The organism is Clostridioides sp. LIBA-7602 (assembly GCF_056688945.1).
Map to the genome: position 1 here is coordinate 4124809 of NZ_CP196991.1, position 26337 is coordinate 4151145.

Genomic DNA, 26337 nt, shown 5'->3' on the forward strand with positions numbered 1-26337 from the left:
TTTTCCTCCAGATTATCTTCTTATTTCTAATATTTCAAACTTAGCAACTCCATCAGGAACTTGCACTTCTACAACCTCTTTTACAGCTCTTCCTAAAAGTGCTTTCCCTACAGGAGATTCGTTTGATATTTTTCCATCATATGGGTCTGCTTCTGTCGAACCAACTATAGTATATTCAACATCTTCGTCAAATTCTAAATCCTTAACTTTAACTATTGATCCTATTGTAACAACATTAAGGTCTATTTTGCTTTCATCTATGATAACAGCTTTTCTAACCATATTTTCTAATTTTAGAATTCTTTCTTCAACTTGTGCTTGTTCCTTTTTAGCTTCATCATACTCAGCATTTTCAGATAAATCACCAAAAGATATAGCAACCTTTATTCTCTCTGCAACTTCTTTTCTCTTTACAACCTTTAAGTTTTCTAATTCTTCTTCTAATTTATCATATCCCTCTTGTGTCAATAAAAACTCTTTATTTTCTTCCATTATAAATACAACTCCTTCACAAATTTCTTAGGAATTTTCCTAATTATATTTTAAAAATTTTATAATCTTTTTTTAATTTATGCGCTATATTATAAGTCACTATTATTTTTATGTCAAGGAGTCTTCCATATAGTACTCCAATTTCGACACAACTTCTTGATAGTCTTCTATTTTGTTAATTTCATCTCTTAATCTTGCAGAATTTCTAAGTCCTTTTAAATACCAAGCGATGTGTTTCCTCATTTCCCTTACAGCTACATACTCTCCATGTTCTTCTACTGCAAGTTTTAAATGCTTAATGGCAGTACCTATTTTTTCGTTAAGAGTTGGCTCTGGCAAAACCTCGCCTGTATTCATATAATGGTTTATTCTTTTGAATATCCACGGGTTACCTTGAGCACCCCTACCTATCATTATAGCATCACAACCAGTTTTGTCTAACATATTTATTGAATCTTCTATTGTAAATACATCACCATTTCCTATGACAGGTATGTTTAAACTATTCTTAATTTCTGCAATTATATTCCAATCTGCTTTGCCTGTATAAAACTGTTCTCTAGTCCTTCCATGTATTGCTAGAGCACTTATTCCACAAGCTTCTGCTATCTTTGCTATTTCAACAGCATTTACACTATTATCATCCCATCCTTTCCTTATCTTTAAAGTTACTGGTTTTTTTGAATTCTTCACTACTGCCTTTAATACCTTCTCCGTAAGCTTAGGATTTTTCATAAGTGCTGACCCATCTCCATTTTTAACTACTTTTGGAGCTGGACATCCCATATTTATATCAAGAATCTCATTTGAATAATCATTCATTATCTCTGCTGCTCTTCCCATAAAATCTGGCTCTGAACCAAATATCTGAACAGCTACTGGATGTTCTTCCTCTTCTATCTTAAGCATTTTTTTAGTATTTTCATCATCATAGCAAAGTGCCTTACCATTTATCATTTCTGTATATAAAAGTCCACAACCTTGTTCTTTACAAATTAATCTAAATGGAAGGTCTGTTACCCCTGCCATAGGTGATAGAAAAACTTTATTTTTCAATTCTAAATTTCCTATTTTCATTGCTTTTCTCCTATTTTTTCCTTTATTTTATGATTTGATTTTAAAGTTCATATTTCCTCATTATAATATACCACATAAAGCTAGGAAACTATCATAAAAAGGGAATTGGATATATAACCCAATTCCCTGTATATTAATTATTCTTGGTTTTTTTCATATATTATTCTCAATCCTTCTAGTGTTAAAAAACCATCTACATAATCTATACTTTTTGTCTCTGAAGCAATCAGTTTAGCTAATCCACCTGTAGCTATAACTTTAACATCATCACAATTTAATTCTTTCTTCATCATGCTTATTATTTTATCCACTAAACCAACATATCCATAAATTATTCCAGATTGCATAGCTGATACAGTACTCTTACAAATAGTCATACCTGGTTTAGTTAATTCTACCCTAGGTAATTTAGACGCACTTTGAAATAATGCCTCACTAGATATTTTTATTCCTGGTGCTATTGTCCCACCTAGATATTCACCTTTTTCAGAGATAGCGCAAAACGTAGTTGCTGTTCCAAAGTCAACAAGTATACTTGGTGCTCCATACTTTTCTATGCCTGCTACAGCATTAACTATTCTGTCTGCTCCAACTTGTTTTGGATTATCATATTTTATATTTAGACCTGTTTTTATGCCTGGACCTACTATTAATGGATGTTTTTTACAGTATTTTATACAAAAGTTTTCAAGAGAATGCATAACATTTGGTACTACAGATGATATTATCACATCATTAATAGAATTTATATCAACATTATCATACTCAAATAAACTACTTATTAGAATTCCATATTCATCAGATGTTTTTTCTCTATCTGTTTTAATTCTCCAATAATTAACTAATTTATCACCTTTATATATACCTAAAACCATATTAGTATTTCCAACATCAAATACTAGAAGCATATGTCATTAACCTTCTTTCTATTTTTTGCTTTTCTTAAGTACAGTGGCAACGGCAGCTACTACTAAAGCTCCTACTATTGCTTCTGGTACCCCATTTGCTGCGGCAAGAGCCATTATTACTTTTCCTGCTGAACCACTTTGACCCATTGCATGAAGATATTTGTCAGCATATAAGACATATATCATTCCTAAAACTCCAGCTGTATTTAACAAGGAACCTATAGCTCCTGTAATTAAACCTGATATGTATACCTTATTTGTAGCCTTAATTATTAACTGATATACATAATAAGCCAATATACCTATCATAACTCTTGGTAATATTGAAACTAACGGATTTATAAAAACAAAGGATGTTATGGTTGGATTTATTATAGCATTTAGGAGACTTGATACTCCAAATATAAATCCTATTGCACCCCCAACTATTGGACCCTCTATAATAGCTCCAATAATAACTGGTATATGCATTATAGTTGCTTTTGTAGGTCCAACTGGAATAAATCCCAATGGAGTCATAGATAGCATAATAGAAATAGCTGATAGTACTCCTATTATAGTCATTTTTCTTACATTTACTTTTCTTACTGATGCACTTGTGTTCATCATAAAAAATACACCTCCGTTCCAGCTCATAACGATGCCGGACTACTTAATTTTTTCGTTTTTTGGTCTTTTTTCTTATATTTCTGAGTCAGGCTACCATTCTAGGATGCCCGCTCTAACAAGAATAATTTTATCAAGATGAGTTGCTATTGTCAACAATTTGACAAGAAAAATATGCTAATTTCATCATATTTCTCGTTTTTTTACTATATCTTTATACGCTATTATATTTTCTATACTATCCGCTTTTTTTACTGCATTTATTATACTTTTTTCCACAACCTCTACAGCTAATGAACCCAATAATGTTATATCTGCTTCTATTTCTCCTGCTGATATTGTGAATATTGTATCTCCATCATGAGGTGTGTGAATAGGAAAAATAGCTTTAGCATATCCATCATGTCCCATTTGAGATATCTTTTTACATTCAGCTTTAGTTAACTTAGCATTTGTTGCAATTACTCCAATTGTAGTATTATCTATACTAAATCCACCTTTACTTTCGCCTTGTTTCATTAGCTTATATGTATCAATGGTCTCTGTCTTTTTATCATTTAAAGCACCTGCTATAACCTCACCATTTTCATAAACATCTCCAAGAGCATTTACAGCAACCAATGCAGATACAATTAGACCATTATCCAATTTTATGGAATAACTTCCTATACCACCTTTCATGGCATACTCCTGACCTCTTATCTTTCCAACAGTGGCTCCACATCCCGCTCCATAATTTCCTTGATTTAAAATATCCTTGCTTGCAACTTCACAAGCTCTATAACCCATTTGTAAATCTGGTCTACACTTAAAATCTCCTGCGCCCAAATCAAATAACACTGCTCCAACAACTATAGGTACTTTTCCTACACCTACATCAAACCCAATTCCTTTTTCCTCCAAGTATCTACTTACACCACAAGTAGATTCAAGACCATATGCAGAACCTCCAGCTAAAACTACTGCATGAACTTTTTGAACCATATTCACAGGGTCCAATAAATCGGTTTCTCTAGTCCCTGGAGCAGAACCTCTTACATCAACACCACAAGTAGCTCCTTCTTCACATATTACTACTGTACATCCAGTAAGACCATCTCTATCCTCAACTTGCCCAACCTTTAGTCCTTCTATATCCAAAATATTATTATACATATCCTTTTTCTCCTCTTATAGAAACTTCACCCGAAATGATTTCTTTTACAATTCCATCACTACTTTGAACTAATAGATTCCCATCCTCATTTATGTCTAAACATTTCACTAATTCCTTATCAGTGCCTTTTAATACATATATATTTTTATCTATAATTGCAGAATAATCTCTACATATCTTTAGAGTTTTTTCTTTAGAGTTATTTACGATATAATCTAAATATAGCTTTTCAAATTCAGTCAACACATTTCTAACAATATCTACTCTAGATAATTTGTATCCTTCTTTATACAATGATGTAGCTTTCTCGGCTATTTCTGGCTCAAAATCCATTATCTTAACATTTATTCCAATTCCAAGAACAATATAATTTGTTCTCTCAATTTCAGCAGACAACTCTGTTAATATACCACATATTTTTTTACCATTTAAAATAACATCGTTTGGCCATTTTATTAAGGTGTTTGCCCCTAAATTATTTAAAGCCTTCGTTACACTTGCTCCTGCTCTGAACCTCCCATGACTAAAGTCACAGGGTTCCTGTTTCATAGAATTTCGCATACTAAAATATGTCTTACCAATTCTCCACAGGCTATCCCCGTAGTTCCTACGGTTCTTACATAAGTTATCTATTTTAAACTGCTATTAGTCTTAATCCTTCTTTTAGTATATTTATACTTGCATTTATATCTCTATCGTGAGTTACATTACAACAAGGACAAATCCATTCTCTTATATTTAAATTCTTCATTTCCTCGTTTTTGTACCCACATTTATTGCATATTTGTGAACTTGCAAAGAATTTACCTACCTTTACAATTTGTCTACCATACCAATTAGCCTTGTATTCTAATTGACGAACAAATTCTGACCATGACACATCAGAAATTAAGCGAGATAGTTTACTATTTCTAGTCATATTCTTTACTTGTAAATCTTCTATGCAAATAATATCATTCTCTCGTATTAATTTAGTAGATAGTTTTTGTAGAAAATCCTTCCTTTGATTAGCTATATGTTCTTGAAGTCTTGCAACTTTTAATCTTGCTTTATTTCTATTTAAACTACCAATTGTTTTTCTCGATAGTTTTCTTTGTAATTTAGAAAGTTTATTTAATGACTTCTTAAGATACTTAGGATTTTCTATAAAGTCTCCACAACTTGAGATACAAAATTCTTTAATTCCTAAATCTAAACCTATCTGATTATTAGTATTTTCAAATGCTTCAATATCTATATCAGTACAACATAATGATACATAATATTTACCACTTGGTTCTTTGGATACAGTAGCATTAAGTATTCTCCCTTGAGGTACTTGTTTATCCCTTACTTTAACCATTCCAAGTTTAGGTAATTTTATATATTGACTAAAGTACATAATATTTCCATTGGTAAAGTTAGTTCTATATGAAAATCTGTTAGTTTTCTTTGATTTAAATTTAGGAAATCCTGCATTTTCTTTAAAGAATTTTTTATATGCGTTTTCTAAATCTTTTAAGGTGTTTTGTAGTGAAAATTTGTCAGGTTCTTTAAGCCACTCTAATTCTCTTTTTAAATTGGTCAAATCAGAACTGCACTGTTTATAAGTAAAAGTTTCTTTATTGTTTTCATAAACTTCTATTTTTTTAGAAAGATACTTATTATATACAAATCTACAACATCCAAAAGTTTTGTTAATTAACTCTTGCTGTTTTTTATTTGGATACATTCTAAACTTATAAGCTTTTTCCACTACTATCACCTCACTTTAATTGTTTTTTATGATTATTAATATACATATCCGAGTAACTTCTATTTTTCATCACCCATTATAATATTAACAAACGTAATTATTTAAAACAATTATTTCGAAGGTTTTATATTTATTTTTAAATAACATATTTAAGAACCGTAAGTCCTAACTTTTATCATTTTTGAGGTTGTCGTTCACATAAGTTCGCTACTACCTATGCAGTTCTCTTATGAACTTCTTACACTTTCATGTAAGCACAGACTATATCTTATCCTTCGGCATTATCCGTTAAGGTCTACCCACTTCCACTACCAATAGCTTGTAGTGTACTTCCCTCAAGAGGAATAGTCGTTGAAGTTTCTCCTATTCGGAGCTTACCTGCTGATTGCCCATTTTAAAGTACTTAGGGTTTAACCTTATACCATCTAACCAATTTTTTCTACTTTCGTAACTTTCACACTTAGGTTTATTTCATCCTTATGTTTTAGTTTAGTTAGCTTTAGGGGTTTCCAGCAATTCAAGTAGTATTGGATAGGTTCTATCCTATCTCTACATATAAGTTTCCCTATATGCTGACTATTTTAGCTACTAACTCATGACTAAAGTCACAAGTGTGCGTAGCTATTTTTTAATCAAAGTTATAAAGGGTGCCTTAAATGGCTCCATATCTGGTTTTAAAATAATACTCATCCAAACTCCTTCATGAGGTTTGGAATCCCATGTTCTTCCCAATCGACCTTTTCCCATATCTTGATGTTCACTTAAAATCACAGTTCCATCTATATTATTTGTAGCTATTCGTTTTGCATATTCATTAGTTGAATCTACAGTTTCAAGGTGTATTATATTCTTTCCAATAAACTCCGTATTTAATTTATAGTAAATATTCTGTGGACTTAATAAATCCGTTGGATTTTCTGATAATCTATAACCTTTTTTATTTACAGATTCTATATTGTATCCTTCTTCTTTTAGGGCTTTCATGTGCTTCCATATAGCTGCACGTGATACCCCTAATTGTTTTGATAATTCTTCTCCTGAAATAAATTCAGATTTTTTATTTAATATAATTTCTATTATCTTATCTCGCATATTTCACCTCTAATATGACATAATTTCATGACTTATTTTCTTCTAATAAATAATTATACATTATTAATAGACTTTTAATACTATTAATTTTAAATTTCCTTTTCAATATCTTATCACAATAATATTTATATTTTATGTGGAGGATTTATTATTTTACTTAAATCTTCGTAAAATAATAAAAAACTGAAAGTATCAATCAAATTAACACTTGCAAATATACTTTGCTCATTAATTTAATATTATACTTTCAGTTTTAGTATTTAATCTATAACAGATAATAACCTTAAAATAATCAATATTTTAAAACTATTTATCCTCATCAGATTTATTATCTAAATTTTTATTTATATCAATAACATTGTTTCTTTCTACTTCATCTTTTTCTAATTTTATAGTTAGTTGTTCTTCAACTTCTTTAGGAGAATTTTCCTCTGTAATTGCATTTTCAATATCATTTAATGGTAATTCTTTATTAAATGCTTTTACAAATTGCTCTGCATCTAAAGTTTCATATATAAGTAAAGCTTGTGCTACATACTCTAATCTATCCATATTTTCTTGCAGTATACTTCTTGTCTTATCGTATGCACCATCAACTATACGTTTTGTTTCTTGGTCTATCTCAAAAGCAACTTCTTCAGAATAATTTCTCTTACTTGAAAAACTATTGCCTAAGAATACTTCATCATCACTATCAAATGACATTGGGCCAAGCTTAGAACTCATTCCATATTTTGTTACCATACTTCTTGCAGTAGCTGTAACTCTTTCTAAGTCATTTGAAGCACCTGTAGATACATCTTTAAGTACTAACTCTTCTGCTACTCTACCTCCAAGTAAAACTACAATGTTTTCTTTCATTTCATTTTTCGTAGCATAGAATTTATCTTCAACAGGAAGTTGCATTGTAAATCCTCCAGCTCTTCCTCTTGGTACTATTGTAACTTGATGAACAGGGCTTACTTCCTCAAGTACATGAGCACAAACTGCATGCCCACCTTCATGATATGCTGTAAGTCTTCTTTCTTTTTCACTTATTACTTTTGATTTTTTAGCCACACCTGCTATAACCTTAGTTATAGCTTCTTCTATAGTATCCATCTTAATTTTCTTTTCTCTTTTTCTAGCTGTCAATATTGCAGCTTCATTCATTAAGTTCTCTATATCAGCAGGAGTAAATCCTGGTGTTCTCCTAGCTAACACATCCATTTTCACATCATCACTTAGTGGCTTATTTCTTGAATGAACTTTAAATATAGCCTCTCTACCTTTTACATCTGGCGTACCAACAACAACTTGTCTGTCAAATCTTCCTGGTCTAAGTAAAGCTGGGTCAAGTATATCTGGTCTATTTGTAGCTGCCATGATTATTATACCTTGGTTTACTCCAAATCCATCCATTTCAACTAGAAGTTGATTAAGAGTTTGTTCTCTTTCATCATGACCTCCACCAAGACCTGCACCTCTTTTTCTACCAACTGCATCAATCTCGTCTATAAATATTATAGCTGGAGCACTTTTCTTAGCTTGTTCAAATAAGTCTCTTACTCTAGAAGCACCAACCCCAACAAACATCTCAACGAAATCAGAACCACTTATACTGAAAAATGGAACTCCTGCTTCTCCTGCAACAGCTCTTGATAGATATGTTTTACCAGTTCCAGGAGGACCTACCATAAGCATACCTTTTGGTATCCTTGCACCCAATTCAATATATTTCTTAGGATTCTTTAAGAAGTCTACTACTTCTTGTAAATCTTCTTTTTCTTCATCCAATCCAGCTACATCCTTAAATGTAACTCTAGTCTTTTCATCATCTTTATGAACCTTAGCCTTTGACTTACCAAAGCTCATAACCTTTCCGCCTCCACCTTGAGACTGATTCATAAATACAAACCAAAGAATTACCATAAAGAATATTAATAGTAATGTAGGCAACATTTCAACAAACCAAGGTGTAGATGGTTTAGCTTCACCACCAAAAGTTAGTTTACCAGCCTTAGCTTGGTCTAACACCTCATCTGCAAGTTTATTTCCCATTACTTCTGTTGGAACATATGACTTAAACTTTGTATTTGTATCTTTTATAGTACCTTCTACGGAAGTTTGATTTACAAAGTATAATCTTGATATATTCTCATCAGTTAATTCTCTATACACTTCGGAGAATTTTAAATCTTTTATTTTTTCTGTAGGCTTACCTGAGAATTGAACTATACCCACTATAATTATAAAAACAAGTAGATAAAAACCTGCCCCTTTTAGCAACTTATTCAATATAGAAGCCCTCCTTTCATACATTGCTTTGCTCTATAATTTGTTAAAATTAATTTTTAATACTTCTTTTGTGCTTTCGTCAATTTTATAATTCTCACTGATTTTATAATCTCCAACACATATTATTCCCTCACTATCTGTGATTATAGGAATTTTACACCTTTCTTCTCTTGGGATTTTTAAATCTATGAATAAATCTTTCACTTTTTTACTTCCCATAGCAAGCTTTATCTTATCACCTTGCCTTCTGCTTCTTATTACTATACCCCCTTTTACCTTATTAAAATCAAACCCTTTAGATGAATTGTCTAATTTCATACTCTTATACCTATCTATACTCATTATTTGGGTCTCAATAATTTGTTTTAATTCTTTTATTTTAATAAACCCATTACTAGGTACATTGTAATAAAATTCAATCTCCTCATTAACAATTTCCTCATTGGTTAATATTATACTGTCTTTTTTTCTATAAACAAATATATTTCTTGGAAGAGTTAACATTTTATTTACTTTCGAATTATCCTCTAAAGACATTATATCCTCTATATGTCTTTGGTCAACAAAATTAGTATCTCCTAGTATATGTTTTATAGAATTTCTAAGAACCCTAACTTTGATAGCATCATGCAAGCAAATAAAATCGTCTAAATTTATCTCTACAAAGCCCTTTTCTTTTACACTTGAAACTTCTCTAAATTTAGCTTCTGCCTCTTTCTCAATATAATCGTTATCAATTTTTAAACTATTGCTCATCCTCACTATAGATTCTATTACATTTGAATTAAAATTATCCTTCATATATGGTAAAAGGTCTAACCTTATTTTATTTCTAGTGTATATATTTTCTAAGTTGGTTTTATCTATTCTAGGATTTAAATTATAAGCTTCACAATAATCCTCTATATCACTTCTTTCCACATCTAATATTGGTCTAATTATACAATTATCTCTAATATAATCAATTCCCTTTAGACCTGTTAGACCTGTTCCTCTCATGATACGCATCATAACAGTTTCAGCTTGGTCATTAAGATTATGACCTATAGCTATCTTATTAGCTTTAATCTTATCCTTAATTTCATAAAACATTTCATATCTTAACTTCCTTGCTCCTTCTTCTAATGATAACCCCTCATTTTCACAATATTTTGGTACATTAATAGACTTTACAAAGAATACTATTCCCATATCCTCACAAAGTTTAGATACATATAATGCATCTTTTTGAGCTTCTATCCCTCTTATCTGATGATTTAAATGTGCTGCATATATTTCTATATTAAAATCTTTTTTTAATCTATTTAGTACATGCAATAAACAAACTGAATCAGGTCCTCCAGAGAGACCTAAAACTATTTTATCGCCTTTTTGTATTAAATTATGTTTATTTATAGTACTTAGTACCTTATCAAATATCATATTTATCCCTCTTACACTTAGTTTTATTCACTTTTAAGTATACTTTCTATAAAAAAACGCTAAACCCTTGTATCAATTTTAAGAAATTAAAGTTTAATATAAATATAATAATACCAAATAAATTAAATAAAAGGTAGTTTTTTCACTACCTTTATAAAATTTCTAGAAAATAGCTATAGTTATTATTTAATACCTATGTATATATCTATTTTATTCCTACCTAAAAATAAATCTTGTATCTTTATATTATAGTCTATTTTCAATTTTATGTGTTCCCCTTCTTGTATATTTATATCCAATTCTCTTGTATCAATATCAATTAATAGAGTACCTTGTGGGGTCACATATTTTGTAGCGCTACTTTCTCCACACTTAAACAGCATTGTTGAGTTAATAGCACCAAATTTTTTGATACTAACTTCATCTTTAAGTATCTTTATAGTATTAGTTATTTCTATATTTTCTTCTTTTTCTTTGTAAATAACATATATTCCATCATTTTTATAAAAAATTTTACCAAAGGCAGTCATCTCTATGGTGTCCATATTTCCTTTTTCATCATATTGTCTAGTATTTATACTTATTTTTACACTCAACGATTTTTCCTCCATAGATTCCTCATATACGCTAATATTTTTGTATTTCTACTTTTTGAATCTTATCAATTTTTTTCTTTAAGAATTCTCTTGCTATATCCGAAAACTTCTCATGTATGTCTGATACATAATATTGATATGTTCCATGAACTTCTGTATCGTTTATAATATTTTGTACCTCTAAAATCGTTTTTAAATCCTTAGCAGTCTCTTTAGCTGGATTAACTAATCTTATATGTTCTCCAACTTCTTCGCCTATTGTTCTCTTCAAGATAGGATAATGAGTACACCCTAATACTAAAGAGTCTATGTTTTTTTCTTTCAATTCTTGTAAATATATCTTTGCCGTCAATTTAGCTACTTCTGTATTTGCCCAACCTTCTTCAACAATAGGCACAAATAAAGGGCATGCTTTGTTAACAATTTCTATACTTTCATCTATTTTAGATATTTCTAAATTATATGCTTTTGAACTTATAGTTCCTTCAGTTCCTATTATACCTACAATTTTATTTTTTGTAGAACTTACAGCTGTTCTAGCTCCTGCCTCTATAACACCAATTATAGGTATATCATATTTTTCTTGAGCTTCTTTTAAACTTCTTGCAGTAGCAGTATTACATGCTATAACTATGGCTTTTACATCTTTAGTTTTTAGAAAGTTTATAGCTTGAAAAGTATATTTAATTATAGTTTCTTTAGATCTTGAACCATATGGTATTCTGGCAGTATCTCCAAAGTATATTATATCCTCATTTGGTAATATCTTCATTATCTCTTTTAGAACAGTTAATCCGCCTAATCCCGAATCAAAAACTCCTATTGGCTTATTACTCATTTTTATACAACACCTACTTTACAATTTTGTGTTTAACAACAACTTATTTATCGCTAAAATTTATATTTATATTCACAGTTAATATATTATTACCTAAATGATTATTATAGTTTATTTTAAACAAAAAATAAAGGAGCTATCTTAAATTAGAAAATAATTTCTAGAAAAAGACAACTCCTTTCGATATTTCAAAAATTTATATTTATTTTGCAAACACATGATTCCCTATTTTCATATATGGACTTAGTCTATTTATCCATTTGCAAGTGGCTATTTCTGGATTCCAAAAATATACTGCTTTATTAGTTGGGTCAGTTCCATAAAGTGCTTCTTGAGCTGCTTTACATGCTGAATCTGTTGGTGTCATATTTATTGACCCATCAAGCACAACTGAGAAAGCATTTTTTTGATATATGACTTCTTCTATTGTGTCTGGAAATCTAGGGTCCAATATCCTATTTATTACTACAGCTGCCACAGCTACCTGTCCCTCATAGCTTTCTCCTCTAGCTTCTCCTGCAACCAACCTAGATAATAGCATCAAGTCATCATTAGATAAATTTATGACTTCTTTCTTTGCTATATTTTTTTCTTGTTTATTTATTTTATTAACTTTCTCTGTTGGTTCATATGCAAATACCTCTTTAATAGGCATAAATATACAAGTCAAAGCTAATAGTATAGCCATCAGTTTACTCCACCTGTCCATGATTAAAACCACTCCTTACAATCTTATTTTTAAAATTTTTTCTCTAAATCCTTTACTACTTCAAGTACTTTAAACTTAATTTTTACTCTACTTGTTTTCTTTGGTGTATCTTGTTTTATTAACTTATATTCTTTATCAGTTAATACTTCTTTCAACTTATCATCTGTGGATTTATCTATTACTCCATTAGATTCATCAACAAAGCATAATGGTGGAAACATAACACACCACCAATTTTTTCCTTCGCCTTTTCCAATGATAATTTTTAAAGCTTTATATTCACCAGCTGGAAGAACTATATTAGAATATTGTTTAGTAGGGAAATTACTGTATTGTATACCTACCTTTACACTGTAATTATATCCATTTTCAAGAATAATATTTTTACTTATTTCTTCCAAATTACTATATTCCCTTTTTATAATTGCTTCACTTTCTTCTATGCTTTTTGAATTTTGAAGCTTTGGCTGTAGGTATTTTATTACTTCATCTCTAACTTTTAACTTAAGTTCTTGGTCTTCATCTGTATTACTATTTGCTATAACATGAAATCTTATTAATTTATCTTTATAGTCTTTTGATATACTATCGACCTTTTTTACTTCACCATTTATTACTATTGTCATTATTGATATAACTGATATAAGACTTAATATTAATATTCCCAATCTAATCTTAACTTTTCTCACTGAAAATCCCCCTTAAGATAAATTTATATCATCAATTATGTCCAATTTAATTTAATTTATTCATAATATTTTTTAATATTAATAAAAAAAGCTATTTTAAAACGATTATAATCATTTTAAAATAGCTTTTTTCACTTTATATTTTATAAGTCTTTATTAATCATAGCCTTATCTATCATAAACTGTTCTGCTTTTTCTATATGTTCTGTAGCGTACTTCTTAGATAGCTCACTATCTCCCTTAATTATAGCATCAAGTAAGTATCTGTGTTCTTCAACAATATTATGTGATGTGTCATAATCAGACATATAAGTAACTCTAAACCTATATACTTGTTCCCATAATGAGTTTATCAATTGGATTAATTTTTTATTGTTTGTTGCTTTAAATATACATTCATGAAACTCTACATCAAGTTTTAATAATGAATCTACATCACATTCTAAAGTGCTTTTTTTAAAGTCTTCTGATATATCTTTAAGCTTTTTAATATCTTCATCACTGATTCTTTCAGCAGCAAGATATGCTGCTAAACCTTCTAAGCTCGCTCTTACTTCTAATACATCCATAATATCTTTTAATGACATATTTGCCACATAAGCACCTTTTCTAGGCAACATAACAACTAAACCTTCTAATTCAAGCTTTCTTATTGCCTCTCTTACTGGAGTTCTACTTACTCCCAATTGTTCTGCTAGCTGTACTTCCATTAGCCTTTGACCAGGCTTTAATTTTCCTTCTAAGATTGCTTCTCTCAAATTTTCAAAAACTACATCTCTTAATGGCTTGTAATTATCCAAGTTCAGTTTAGTTAAATTCTCCACAAATTTCAACCCCTTTTTGACTGCTATTAACAACATATACCTGTTTATATTTTTTTAATAATTCTTTTTTTCCAATTAGAGCATCTTCTTTACTTTCAAATAATCCAAAAACTGTAGGACCACTTCCACTCATCATAGAACCTAAAGCATTATTTTTCATCATGATTTGCTTTATATTATCTATTTCTTTGTGCTTACTTATAGTAACATTTTCAAGAACATTTACCATATTTTCTGATAAAGCTTTTATATCTTCAGATTTTAAACATTCTATCAAATATTTATTATTTGGCCTTTTTTTAATATTATTCAAATCTAATCCTTGATAAACTTCCTTAGTAGAAACAAATAAGTCTGGTTTACATATTAATATATTTATATCACGTGGCAAACCTTTGATATCAGTTAGCTTTTCTCCAACTCCTTGAGCTAAAGCAGGCTTTCCTGATATGCAAAATGGAATATCTGCTCCTAAATTAAATCCTATGTCTTTTAATTCATCTTCAGATAATTCAAGCTTCCACAATTGATTTAAACCTACTAATACTGCGGCTGCGTTAGAACTTCCTCCAGCCATTCCCGCTGCTACAGGGATATTTTTTTCTATGAATATTTCTACACCTTTTTTTATATCAAATTTATTCTTAAGTATTTTTGCGGCTTTATAAACAATATTATCTTCATCTAAAGGAATATCTAAACTAGTGCTTTTTACCTTTATTTCATCTTCATCTAATTCTTTTACTTTTACTATATCGTATAAATCTATCGTTTGCATTATCATTTCAACAAAATGATAACCATCTTGCCTTTTTCCTAAGACATCAATGGATAAATTTATTTTTGCCTTACTTTTTAGTTTTATAAAATCCATTCTATCCTCCTTGTTTAAAGAATAATGCATCACTAACAATAATATTATACTACAAAAAATAAAATAATAGGGTATTATAATACCCTATTATACTTAATTACTTTAAATTTTTTAATATTAATCTACTAATACGACTTTTTTTTCTAAAATAAGACACTTGCCAGGCTTAATTGGTTCATCAAGTTTTATATCATTAAGCTCTGCAATTTCATTTTCTGTTGTATTGTATTTTTTTGCGATGTTCCAGAAAGTATCTCCCTCTTTACATATATATACAATTATACTAGGAGCCTTAGACAAATCATATACACCTTGGTCTTCACCTTTGATGATAAAGTTTTCTGCCTTTTTATCTAGTGCTTCAGTAAATCGCTTAATTTTTATAACTAAGTCTATTTGGTCTCTATTCAAATCAACTTCAATTTTATCAATGCATGCTGTATTAAATACAGATGCTGTATCAGTTAAATTATCCATCTCTATATCATGTTCAAATGGAATTTCTTCACTAATTTTGTAAACTAATTTTAGACCCTCAACTGGAACAAATAAAATCTCAACTTTTATAATCCCTTGTATAATACTTTTATTTTCTTCAATATAACTATTTTCTATAGACATAGTTGGACAAACGCTTACAATATCTTTTATTTGTATATCATCATTATCATTTCTTATGCCTTCTCTAACCATAAATGTCTCTTCACTATTTCTTAAAGTCTTGTTTAATTGAATAGGCTTATGGTCAAATTTTATTATTTTCTGAGGAGAATATGCATCTTGTAATACTTCTCTCGTCACCTCATCTGTAACTTTCACTTTACAACAAGCCATACAATCTATTTCTAAAAGACCTGTATTACTTTCACTATTTTGTTTGAAAATATGATTGAAGTCTGACATGGACAATAAGACTTCCTCAATCATACCATCACTAACTCCAGGTACTTCTACAAATTGAGTAAACTCAATACCTACTCTATCTAACTCTACAAGTTCACCCTCATATGTACAAGCTAATGGATTTATTTCTAATACTCCACCAATAATAACCTTATTGTCAGTCACTCTGCTTTCTTTTACTTTAACAGATGGATTCAAACTTATTATAGACTGAATTTCTTCTGTGTTTATAGTTATAGTATCTCTTATAGAACTTTCTGCTTTTTCTATTCCAACTATATCTTGAAAACAAATTTCTTTTCTATGCTTTTGTATTCCTTCTACTTGTGATACATCCTTTACTATATCTAATCTTTGCTTTTCAAATAAACTTCCTCTTATATTCATAAGAGCTCCTACTTTGATTTTTCTCTCATTCATTATAGTACAATCCATATGCTCTACTTCTGAAAATAACATGTATTCCATATCTTGAACAACATTATCTTTTTCTATAACTTCGTTTATATCTACTTTTCCATCTACATTAGAAATAGTATTTTTATCATCTGCAATATAGATTACATTATAATTAAAGCTTCCCCTACAAAGTATCTTCCCATCTGCCATTTCAATTTTTTTAAGTGATATGTACCCTTCTGTCTTTACAATTTCATATACATCTAATTTTTTGTCTGGTACTACCGCCTCCGCCTCAATAAATGTTTGAAATTTTCCAAAGTCTATTCTATTGTCAATCTTAATTACATCTTTAATTAATTCCATACTTTACCTCCTTAAGTATTATAAAAGTATCACACTATATTTATATTTAAGGAGCAAAAAAAAAATTACACCTATTTTTAATAGGTATAATTTTAACTTATCTGTAATTTATCTTGATCTCTAAAAACTTGCAATTTTACATTAGATGTTAATAAATCTGAGTAACTATAAGATACTCTAGGGTATCCATTACTTTCATCATCTAATTTTATAACGAACACGCTTGGATAAACTTTTTCTAGTATACCCTCTTTTGTAATAATCTGCTTTCTTCCTTTATTAGCTTTCAACAATATTTTCTTTCCTATATGTCTCTCTAAGCTTACTCTTATCTTATCCAGAGTTTGAACAGTAGCCACAATATCACCTTCTTTAACGTTTATATGTTTACATAATATCACATATAAACATTTTTGTCAAATGTTTAAACTAATTATTTTATATATTTTTTGCAAAAATGTCAATACTATTTTTGAAGATATACAGTATAATTATGCTAATTTTTGTTAATGTAATATTGTTTTTGGCATTGCCCATCTAAATTTCCCTCTTGTTTCAGAACCGCCGATACCCTTAACACCTGTAATAGTCTGCTCTATGACCTCGTCAATAGGCACTACTACATCAATTCTTGAACAAGCAATTTTCTCCACTACAAAAACAGGGTCTAAAGCATGTATCATTATTCTTCCAGGTGAACTTGCATAATTTGCTCCTGCACTTATTATTTTTTCATAATTTGATTGGCATGCTCCTGCAAATATAACAAGATTATCCAAATTTGGTTGCCATTTACGTGCTTCTTTTACCGTTTTCATAAAGTTTAAAGAGTTTCTATAGTTGCTCATATCTTCTATATCTCCTCTTTTTATTGTCATTGCATCATGACCTGTTATTACTAGTATATCCGGATTATATTTTTCTAGTAGTGCTCTTACTTCTTTATACTGGTTTTGCTCTGAAACTGCTACTCCTACAGCAGGTATTCCAAGTTGAGCGTATACATCCAAACAAATTTTTAGATATTCTTTATCTCCATCTATCTGTAATACTTTTCCAGGCATTCCATATGTGTTAGGATTTAATTGAAGTTTTGGAACTGCTCTTGTCATTCTCTTTTGTCTTTCTTTAGCTTTTCTCACTGACTTATATAATAAATTTTCTACATTTTTATCTATTAATATATCTTTTATATCAGGTGCTTTTACTAATTCTAAATCATCAATATAAGCATCTGCTATTACTCTAAATGCAATACCCTTTAGTATAGCTATTTTTTCATTATTTTCATCTACACCAAAAGAGACTATTTTAAATACTATATCTTTGTTATGTGACTTTCTAGCTACAATGTCTCCTACCTTCATAGTTAAACCTCCAATAAATTTTTATCTTAGTTTATACTATGTTCGATATAAAACTTTGTTTCCTAATGTCAAAAAAACATTTCTTATAATACATCTCTTATTACTCTTAAAGCATTTTTATAGTATATCTTTTCTATTTCATCTTCACTAAATCCTTCTTTTTTTAGGGGTTCGTATAATTTACCCATTTGAGATATATCCTCAATCTCAACCTTTGAATCTATCCCATCAAAATCTGAGCCTAGAGCCACAACATCTATTCCTCCAACATTTACAATATGTTTTATATGTCTAAGCATATCTTCAAGCTTACTTTCGCTTTTATCACTTAAAAACATATGGAAAAAGTTTATACCTGTAACTCCGCCTTTATTTGCCAATACTCTAATCATATCATCAGTTAGATTTCTAGAATGATTCATCATTGCTCTTGAATTAGAATGTGTAGCAATTATTGGCTTAGAAGAAATCTTCGCAATTTCATAAAATCCTCCATCTGAAATATGTGAAACATCAACTAACATTCCCAATTCATTCATTTTATGTACTACTTCTCTTCCAAAATCAGTAAGACCTTTTTCTCTATACTCTACTTTATTATGAGGAAAACTCAATTCATTCACATGATTCCAACTTATTGTCATCATTCTAACCCCTAAGTTGTAAAATTTAGTTAAATTTTCTATCTTACCTTCAAGTACTGCACCTTCCTCAATAGATAAAAGTGCTGTAAGTTTTCCTTCTGATTGATTTTTCATAATTTCTTCATAGTTAGTAGCTAAAGCTATCACATCACTATTTTTTTTCATTTCCTCATGAAATTTATTTGCCATGCTCATACAATAATCAAAAGGATGCTTTACTTCTTCAGTATCAACAAAAAGGGCAAATGTTTGAGCTAATGAATCCCCTTTTTTCAATCTGTCTATATCAACAGAATACTTGTTAGACTTAAGTTCGCTTGTTTCTACATTTTCCATTAGCTTTGCTATAGTATCACAATGTAAATCAATAAATTTCATATTTATACCCCCTGTATATTTTATATTTATATCCAAAAATAGAAATAGTTGTCCTTATAGACAACTATTGACAACTATTTTTTAATATTCTTTTTGATATTACTTTATCTTATTCCTCTTTTAAGTTAGGTATTACTCTTTTAACCTCTTCAATTTGATGCCATGTCTTATCTATATTATTTTCACTAATATATTTTTTTAAATCAGTTAAAGATGTAAAATCTTTAACTGATAAATTGTCATCATCATCTGCAAATCTTAAAATAAACATAAGACTACCTTACTTTCCACAACATTTCTTATATTTTTTTCCACTTCCACATGGGCATGAATCATTTCTTCCTATTTTTGCTTCTTTAACTATAGTTTTAGATTTTTTGTACGCTTTTATTATTTCTTTTCTTTGGTCTGCTGGTAATATTTCTTCCCAACCTTGTAGATTATATAACCAATGAGCTTCAACAGTTACCATATTGTTATATAATTTTTCCCAATCTATTTTTATAGAAACTTCTTTATCAGCTTCTACACCTTCTAAAACTATATCTTCTTTTAAACTTTCACTTATTCCATCTATGAATCCCATGAAAAATTCATTAGTAGTTCCAAATTTTTCAGCTAATTCACTTACTTTACCTTCAACAACATCCATTTTATTGTTTAATATTTCATTGTATATTCCAGCTTCAATTTTTAAATATGCTTCCCAGAATTTTACCTCTGCTTCTTGACTTTCATGATTATCACTTAAATTTCTCCATTCAGTATATAAACTCATACTTTTTTCCTCCTAAGTACATCTATATTTTTATAGTTTTTATAGTATAAAATCTTTTAGTTAGATTGGAAGTTTCTTCTTTTTGATTATACCATATTCTATTTAAAGTTAACTCTTATATTATATCATAATTAAACAATTCTTTTAACACTTTTATAGCATACTCTTGGTTTATAAAGTAAGGGCTTGTAGCAATTGTTATTACTTTAGCTTTTTTAATTAAGTTTTTTATCTTATCCAGTTTGAAATCAAACGGTATGTAGTCCATATCACTTGAAAATATATCCAAGTCTATATCAAGAACAAACTCTGGCTCTATCTCTAAATCAAATCCATATAAACTGTCTATTATTATTAATTCTGAAAATATTTTATGTTTTAGTGCTGGTTTTATAAAACTTCCTACATTTAGAACCTCATTTGTATACCTAAATACATCTTCTATATTGTTTACATCTACATCATAGCTTTCAGGCTCTCTAGTGTCCTTATGTTGGTCTACATGTACTAACTTACATCCTCTTGTAAATTCATCATTCATCATAGATTTTAACCAAAAATAAAATGCATGATTATGATTATCAAACACGTATATTGTTTTATTTCCCAGGACATATTCGACCATATTCTCCAATCCTATTGCTTTTATTTCCTCATTTTCGTCTATTTCATTAAAAACTACCTCATTACCCAGCTTTACATCATTCAATGTACCACTTATAAGTTTTGGTACATATATACTTTTATTGTCTCTCTTATCATATGAGAATACATTGTTCCCCACTGGTTTTTCTATATAAAATCCATTATATTCATAACTTTCCATAAGACTTAATTTCCTCCATTTTTATAATCTATAAAATCTAAAATGCACTTATTGCAAATCATATTATCTACTATAGAAGACATATTATATAGCTAAATATAACATCTTCTCTTAATATGTATTATACAATAAGTGCAAAATATATTACATTCCTATAACAAAGCCATCAGCTTCAATTGGAAGATAACTAACTCTTGTATTCAATTCCACTTTTCCAAAAAATACTACCCAATATGGTCTAAAAATACTTTCAATTTTAACTATTTCAATTTCTGGAATTCCTCCCATAAACCTATGAGTTAACCTCATAGCCATCTTGTTTGCTTTTGCTTTTACTCTTCTTTCATCTTTATCACTATACTGTACAATATTACAATCTACATTTTTTACTATTTCATGTACTGGCAACTCTTGCACTATACTACCAGCACCTGTAGAACCATTCACCAAGATTTTTAATTCATTTGTATAATTAGAATGTTTTTTTTTCATAAAAATAGATTTATTTTTATGAATTTTAAGTGTGACAACTTTAAACTCTATATAGTGAAGTCTAACTTCATGAGTATCTTTGTTCTTTAATATAAATTTGCTAATCAAAGAGTTTTTTCCATTTTTGGCTATATCTATAGCTTCATCTTTTGTAATTTTTATAGGTAAGGCTCTTATATCCATAAAATCATTCTCTTTCTTATTTTTTTCTTGTCATTTTTACAACTCTATATAGATAGTCAAAAAATATTATAACTACAACTGTCATAACTCCATATGGAATTATCTTTCCAACTATAATATCATTTCTAGTCACTATACCATAAAATATAAATCCTGTTATTAAAAAGTACAATAGTACTAGAAAACCATCTATTCCAAGCCATTTTATTTCTAAATCTTTTTTTACCTTAGACACTAATTTAGACATAGCAGTTTCTCCTTTTATAGATTATTTTGTGTATTTAAATTTTCACCTATTCTGTTTCCAATTATCCATGCAATAAATGAAAGAGGTATAGCCACTACAAGAGGTTCTAGCTCAAAACTTTGAACTGGGAATATTTTAAAATAACCAAAAGTAACCCCCCCTACAATCATTCCTAGAATTCCACCCATAGATGTTCTCCTTCCATTTCCAAGAAGTCCACCTACTATAGGTACAAATGCTGAACCCATCCAGATACTTCCTACAAATATACATGCATCATATACATTTTCAAATCTAAATGCTACACTAAGTCCCATAACTGCTGCTAAACATACACCTATTCTAGTAAACTTTACTAATTGTTTCTGAGATAACTCTTTTTTCGTAATTCTTCCATATATATCATTTGCTAATGTAGCTCCTGCCGCTAAATAATAACTATCTAATGTTGATACTATAGAACCTAAGATTCCTATTATAAATATTACTCTTATTCCTTGTGGTAATGTCTCCAAAACTAAAGTTATGTACCCAGCAGCTGGTGCCATTTCTGGATAAGTGGCTCTTACTATAAGACCTGTCATAGTTAAAACCATATCAAAACATATCCATAAAGAAAAACAAGTTAATAAGGCCCTTCTACCAACTTTAGGGGAGTCTGCTGCTGAAAATCTTTGATAAAAAGTTGGGTCTGAATAAGCTCCAAAAGAATATACAATTAACATCAGTGCTTTCATCGCTGACATACCTTTGGTAGGATGCATAAGCTGAGGTGCATCTTTAAGTGCTTCTGTAAGACCTTGAAAACCTCCTATTTGTTCAAATTGACCTGGCATAACCATAGTTAGACCAAATACCATGCAAAAAAATAATACCATATCTGTAATGGCAACTCCCATAAGCCCACCAAGTACTGTAAGTACAACGACTACAACTACCATTATTAAACCAATCAATTCTTTATCTATTCCCCAAGCTACATTACCTATAGTTCCCATAGCTGTTATTTCTCCAAGCTGTGCACAATATATAAACATCAAGATTGCTCCAATTATAGCAACCTGTTTACCATAAAAACTTTCCAATAGGTCAGGAACTGTTATATTGGTTCTTATATGAATTCTCGGCCCAACCCATAATGCTAAAGGCATCCTTCCAATATGTGCAGCTATTGACCAAACTGCCCATGCAGATATTCCATATATAGCCGCATATTCTACACTACCTACCGTACCAACGCCCCCATACCATGAAGCAACCAAAGTACCTACTATCAATGACCATGGTAAGCTTCGATTTCCTAGGTAATAGCTCTCCATATCTTTTACATTTCTAGAAAAATAATAACCTATCCCTAATAATATAAATGCAAATATAACTATAATTCCATTTTCCCACAATGCTAACATATCTAATCTCCACGTTCTTATATTTTAAATTTTTACTTTAATATGTAAATATGAACAACTCTACCCATTTCCATAAAAATAGGTAGAGTTATATAATAATTATAAGTATTTAATCAATCTCGTTATTAAGCAATCTTGTTATTCAAATTGTTATTTTCTCTTTTATTTATCTTATTTAGAGCATAAGTGGCAAATATACCTATAACTGCACATACTACAGATAAAATGAATATATATGTATATCCTGTTTGTCCATATTTATCTAACCAATTACCTGCTATAGTGTAATAAAATGCGTCTGGAGAAAATCCTATAAATGAGGCAAATCCAACTACTGCTCCTGTAGTTTCTAAAGATATATTAGATTCTGAAACAGATGCAAAGTATATTCCTCTAAATCCAAACAAGATTACACTTAGTATTATCATATTTATTACAGCTATCCATATAAACCCTGCACCTTTAGGAATTACCAAGTAGGCAGCTGTACTTACTGTCATTAGTATAAATCCTACAAACATTACTCTTATAGATGAGCCAACTTTATCTGTTATGACACCAGCAACAGGAGATGCTCCCATTTTTATAACATAAGTTCTAATTATTGATAGAGCTGAAACTAAAGTCATTGGCATTACATAAACTTCTGATAAATATGGGCTTAAGTAAGTTAAACTTGAGAATACTAGGTAAGTTGAAAATATTATAAGACCAATTAACCAAGCCTTTGGCATTGTAACTACTTTTAATAGTGATTTAATGCTTAAGCCTTCATCTGATGCTCCAGTATCTTTTTTCTCTTCTACTAAGAAGAATAAAAGTATACCACATATTATAGATGCTGCAGAATATAACCATACTACATATTTGAATCCTATTGTTATTTCAGCAAATTTACCAAAGAAATAAAGACCTATAAAAGAAATTAATGTACCTGATACACCTGATAATCCTTCATAAAAACCAAATATTCTTCCTTGCTCTGATTCACTACCTTGCATTCTAACAACTTTAACAGATGCTGAGAAGAAAGTTAATATTGTTGTAAATCCCCACAATACAAATATTAAAAGAATCATATTATATGATGGGAATGTTGAGAAGTAAAACCCAAGTAACCCTGAAGCAATTAAAGAAAAAGTTATCAGCTTTCTAACTGAGAATCTATCTGCAAACCATCCTCCTATAAAATAAGATACCATTCCTACTAATCCATATAAACTCAATAAGTTCCCTATTTGTGTATGACTTAATGCTAAAGCTTGTTGCATTGGGTCATAAAATGATGATTTCATATATGGTAAACTATACATAGCTGTTGTTCCAAATGCCAATATGAATATTATCAAAAATCTTTTAACATTACTTTTGTTTTCCATTGATTTTCTCTCCTTAAAATTTTGTTATTTGTAATTTTATTCATATAATTTTATTTTAATTTTTCTATCGCTTGTTTAAAATCGTTTATTATATCATTTGAAGATTCTAATCCTACAGCTATTCTTATTAGATTTTCTCCATTCATTTGAACTAATGTATGCTCTTCTCCTAAACTTGTTGCTATTGTTGCAAGTTCTAAAGAGTTCATTAATCTTCTACTAGCTTGGTCTCTTGTCAAACCATTGATACCATCTTTTAGTTTAAATGAAACTACACCTCCACCTAAACCATTCATTTGAGTTTTACAAAGCTCATATTGAGGATGAGATTTTAGTGCTGGATATTTTACTAATTCCACGCTTTCTTCTTGTTCCAAGAACTCTGCTACTGCTAATCCATTCTCACAATGCTTTTTCATTCTCATATCTAACGTTTTCATACCTCTTAAAATCATCCATGCACTCATTGGTGGTAAAGATGCTCCTGTAAAACAACATAAACTTGGCCATCTAACTAAGTCTATTAATTCCTTCGAACCTGCTACTGATCCCCCTAAAGTATCCCCATGTCCATTTATAAATTTAGTAAGACTATGTATTACTAAATCTGCACCTAAATCTATCGGTCTTTGTATAATTGGTGTACCAAAAGTACTGTCAACTATTGCTAAGCTTTTATTTTCATGAGCAATTTCAGCTATTGTTTTTATATCTACCAAATCCAATGAAGGGTTTAAAGGACTTTCTATATAAACAATCTTAGTATTTGGCTTCATTGCATCTTTTATATTTTGCGGATTTACTGCATCTACAAATGTAACTTCAACTCCAAATTTAGATAATAATTCAGACATAAATAATTTAGTGTGCGAGAATATCCCATCTGAACTAACTATATGGTCTCCACTTTTTACTAATGCTAATATAGTAGATGTTATTGCCCCCATGCCTGATGTACTAGATATTGCACTTTCTGCATTTTCAAGCATAGCTAATTTATCCTCTAATTCTGTAAGTGTAGGATTACACTCTCTTGTATATACATATCCCCATGTCATACATAACTCTTCAAAATGTTCTACTGTCTTTGCTGCAAATGTTGCTGTTTGGCATATTGGTGTAGCTAATGCACCTGTCGTTGGGTCTGCACTATGTCCCCAATGTATTATTTTTGTCTCTAAATCTTGATTAATATTATTACTCATTTTAATTCCCTCCTGGTTTGACTTATTTATACAACGTTTTCCCTGCCAAATTTCACCAATTTAGCTTAATCTTAATACAAATTTTTTAAGTATACTTTTATATTTGTTATAATTCCTAAAAATCTTACACTTATTTTGTCTTTTTACAGTTCTAATTATAAACTCTATAGTAACTATAGAGTCAATATATTTTTGATATTTTTTTTACAATGTTTAAAATATTTAGCACAAAAATAGGTATACCTTAGAATAACTAATGTCACTCTAAGATATACCTATTTTTATGTTGTTCCTTAAATAATTACATAAATCATTAATTTTTTATGTAACACATAAATTTTTAAAGATTTATTATCTCTTTATAGATATACTATAGTTAAATATTTTAATATTACTTAATATCTTTAATCAGACATACTCTAAAAGTAAAATTATATAATATAAAAAATATTTTACAAAACCTTTA

28 protein-coding genes are annotated in these 26337 nt (G+C 29.5%); all 28 read right to left on the bottom strand.

What is annotated here, in order from left to right:
* Positions 1-12 precede the first annotated feature (12 nt).
* The 28 genes from greA to ACTG45_RS19270 all read right to left on the bottom strand — a co-directional run bounded on the left by greA (position 13) and on the right by ACTG45_RS19270 (position 25871).
* Entirely contained in the window at positions 13-492 is a 480-nt protein-coding gene (greA, locus tag ACTG45_RS19135; RefSeq protein ID WP_021386470.1) for a transcription elongation factor GreA, read from the bottom strand.
* 108 nt (positions 493-600) lie between these two features.
* A complete protein-coding gene (dusB, locus tag ACTG45_RS19140; RefSeq protein ID WP_021386475.1) occupies positions 601-1569 on the bottom strand; it encodes a tRNA dihydrouridine synthase DusB in 969 nt (322 codons plus the stop codon).
* 137 nt (positions 1570-1706) lie between these two features.
* Positions 1707-2477 carry a type III pantothenate kinase gene (locus tag ACTG45_RS19145; RefSeq protein WP_021386477.1) on the bottom strand — a complete coding sequence of 257 codons (771 nt, stop codon included), beginning with the start codon at positions 2475-2477 and terminating at the stop codon, positions 1707-1709.
* A gap of 18 nt (positions 2478-2495) precedes the next feature.
* The gene (locus ACTG45_RS19150) at positions 2496-3086 is read right to left on the bottom strand and encodes an ECF transporter S component (RefSeq protein WP_021386471.1); all 591 of its coding nucleotides are present in this window, start codon (positions 3084-3086) and stop codon (positions 2496-2498) included.
* 183 nt (positions 3087-3269) lie between these two features.
* Positions 3270-4238 carry a P1 family peptidase gene (locus ACTG45_RS19155; RefSeq protein WP_021386473.1) on the bottom strand — a complete coding sequence of 323 codons (969 nt, stop codon included), beginning with the start codon at positions 4236-4238 and terminating at the stop codon, positions 3270-3272.
* The gene (locus ACTG45_RS19160) at positions 4231-4872 is read right to left on the bottom strand and encodes a biotin--[acetyl-CoA-carboxylase] ligase (protein WP_479918811.1); all 642 of its coding nucleotides are present in this window, start codon (positions 4870-4872) and stop codon (positions 4231-4233) included. Before ACTG45_RS19160 ends, ACTG45_RS19155 begins: the two co-directional genes overlap by 8 nt.
* A 1-nt stretch (position 4873) precedes the next feature.
* The gene (tnpB, locus tag ACTG45_RS19165; RefSeq protein WP_479919601.1) at positions 4874-5983 is read right to left on the bottom strand and encodes an IS200/IS605 family element RNA-guided endonuclease TnpB; all 1110 of its coding nucleotides are present in this window, start codon (positions 5981-5983) and stop codon (positions 4874-4876) included.
* Between the two features lie 612 nt (positions 5984-6595).
* A complete protein-coding gene (locus ACTG45_RS19170) occupies positions 6596-7066 on the bottom strand; it encodes a biotin operon repressor (RefSeq protein WP_021386487.1) in 471 nt (156 codons plus the stop codon).
* Between the two features lie 306 nt (positions 7067-7372).
* Positions 7373-9343 carry an ATP-dependent zinc metalloprotease FtsH gene (ftsH, locus tag ACTG45_RS19175; RefSeq protein WP_021386495.1) on the bottom strand — a complete coding sequence of 657 codons (1971 nt, stop codon included), beginning with the start codon at positions 9341-9343 and terminating at the stop codon, positions 7373-7375.
* A gap of 33 nt (positions 9344-9376) precedes the next feature.
* Positions 9377-10765 (bottom strand): tRNA lysidine(34) synthetase TilS, encoded by a 1389-nt coding sequence (gene tilS / locus ACTG45_RS19180; protein ID WP_021386490.1) that lies wholly within the window; start codon positions 10763-10765, stop codon positions 9377-9379.
* Between the two features lie 182 nt (positions 10766-10947).
* Entirely contained in the window at positions 10948-11376 is a 429-nt protein-coding gene (locus ACTG45_RS19185) for a YwiB family protein (RefSeq protein WP_052328894.1), read from the bottom strand.
* Positions 11377-11392: 16 nt separating this feature from the next.
* Entirely contained in the window at positions 11393-12199 is an 807-nt protein-coding gene (murI, locus tag ACTG45_RS19190) for a glutamate racemase (protein ID WP_021386488.1), read from the bottom strand.
* 202 nt (positions 12200-12401) lie between these two features.
* Positions 12402-12887 (bottom strand): cell wall hydrolase, encoded by a 486-nt coding sequence (locus ACTG45_RS19195; RefSeq protein WP_021386494.1) that lies wholly within the window; start codon positions 12885-12887, stop codon positions 12402-12404.
* Between the two features lie 50 nt (positions 12888-12937).
* Positions 12938-13597 carry a stage II sporulation protein R gene (gene spoIIR / locus ACTG45_RS19200; protein WP_021386486.1) on the bottom strand — a complete coding sequence of 220 codons (660 nt, stop codon included), beginning with the start codon at positions 13595-13597 and terminating at the stop codon, positions 12938-12940.
* A 143-nt stretch (positions 13598-13740) separates the two neighbouring features.
* Positions 13741-14421 carry a GntR family transcriptional regulator gene (locus ACTG45_RS19205; protein WP_021386492.1) on the bottom strand — a complete coding sequence of 227 codons (681 nt, stop codon included), beginning with the start codon at positions 14419-14421 and terminating at the stop codon, positions 13741-13743.
* Positions 14405-15295, bottom strand: coding sequence for a 4-(cytidine 5'-diphospho)-2-C-methyl-D-erythritol kinase (gene ispE / locus ACTG45_RS19210; protein ID WP_021386484.1), 891 nt, complete (start codon positions 15293-15295; stop codon positions 14405-14407). The genes ACTG45_RS19205 and ispE overlap by 17 nt, the downstream gene beginning before the upstream one ends.
* Before the next feature lie 117 nt (positions 15296-15412).
* Positions 15413-16963 (bottom strand): DUF3794 and LysM peptidoglycan-binding domain-containing protein, encoded by a 1551-nt coding sequence (locus ACTG45_RS19215; RefSeq protein WP_021386491.1) that lies wholly within the window; start codon positions 16961-16963, stop codon positions 15413-15415.
* Between the two features lie 92 nt (positions 16964-17055).
* Positions 17056-17322, bottom strand: coding sequence for a Veg family protein (locus tag ACTG45_RS19220; RefSeq protein WP_009892135.1), 267 nt, complete (start codon positions 17320-17322; stop codon positions 17056-17058).
* A 147-nt stretch (positions 17323-17469) separates the two neighbouring features.
* A complete protein-coding gene (gene yabG / locus ACTG45_RS19225; protein WP_021386497.1) occupies positions 17470-18330 on the bottom strand; it encodes a sporulation peptidase YabG in 861 nt (286 codons plus the stop codon).
* A gap of 83 nt (positions 18331-18413) precedes the next feature.
* Positions 18414-19352, bottom strand: a complete 939-nt coding sequence (locus tag ACTG45_RS19230) for a dipeptidase (RefSeq protein ID WP_479917785.1) — start codon at positions 19350-19352, stop codon at positions 18414-18416.
* Between the two features lie 109 nt (positions 19353-19461).
* Positions 19462-19623: a hypothetical protein gene (locus ACTG45_RS19235; RefSeq protein WP_021386480.1), complete on the bottom strand. Its 162-nt coding sequence runs from the start codon at positions 19621-19623 to the stop codon at positions 19462-19464.
* 9 nt (positions 19624-19632) lie between these two features.
* Positions 19633-20130, bottom strand: a complete 498-nt coding sequence (locus ACTG45_RS19240) for an SEC-C metal-binding domain-containing protein (protein ID WP_021386499.1) — start codon at positions 20128-20130, stop codon at positions 19633-19635.
* Between the two features lie 115 nt (positions 20131-20245).
* Positions 20246-20956 (bottom strand): peptide arginase family protein, encoded by a 711-nt coding sequence (locus ACTG45_RS19245; RefSeq protein WP_021386498.1) that lies wholly within the window; start codon positions 20954-20956, stop codon positions 20246-20248.
* A gap of 144 nt (positions 20957-21100) precedes the next feature.
* Positions 21101-21631: a hypothetical protein gene (locus ACTG45_RS19250; RefSeq protein ID WP_021386482.1), complete on the bottom strand. Its 531-nt coding sequence runs from the start codon at positions 21629-21631 to the stop codon at positions 21101-21103.
* Positions 21632-21647: 16 nt separating this feature from the next.
* Complete coding sequence (locus tag ACTG45_RS19255) at positions 21648-21878, bottom strand: hypothetical protein (protein ID WP_021386481.1); 231 nt, start codon at positions 21876-21878, stop codon at positions 21648-21650.
* 14 nt (positions 21879-21892) lie between these two features.
* On the bottom strand, positions 21893-23287 hold the full coding sequence (locus ACTG45_RS19260; RefSeq protein WP_021386493.1) for a sodium:solute symporter family protein: 1395 nt from the start codon (positions 23285-23287) through the stop codon (positions 21893-21895).
* Positions 23288-23412: 125 nt separating this feature from the next.
* Entirely contained in the window at positions 23413-24666 is a 1254-nt protein-coding gene (locus ACTG45_RS19265) for an MFS transporter (protein WP_021386483.1), read from the bottom strand.
* Between the two features lie 50 nt (positions 24667-24716).
* A complete protein-coding gene (locus tag ACTG45_RS19270) occupies positions 24717-25871 on the bottom strand; it encodes a trans-sulfuration enzyme family protein (RefSeq protein ID WP_021386505.1) in 1155 nt (384 codons plus the stop codon).
* Positions 25872-26337: the final 466 nt, after the last annotated feature.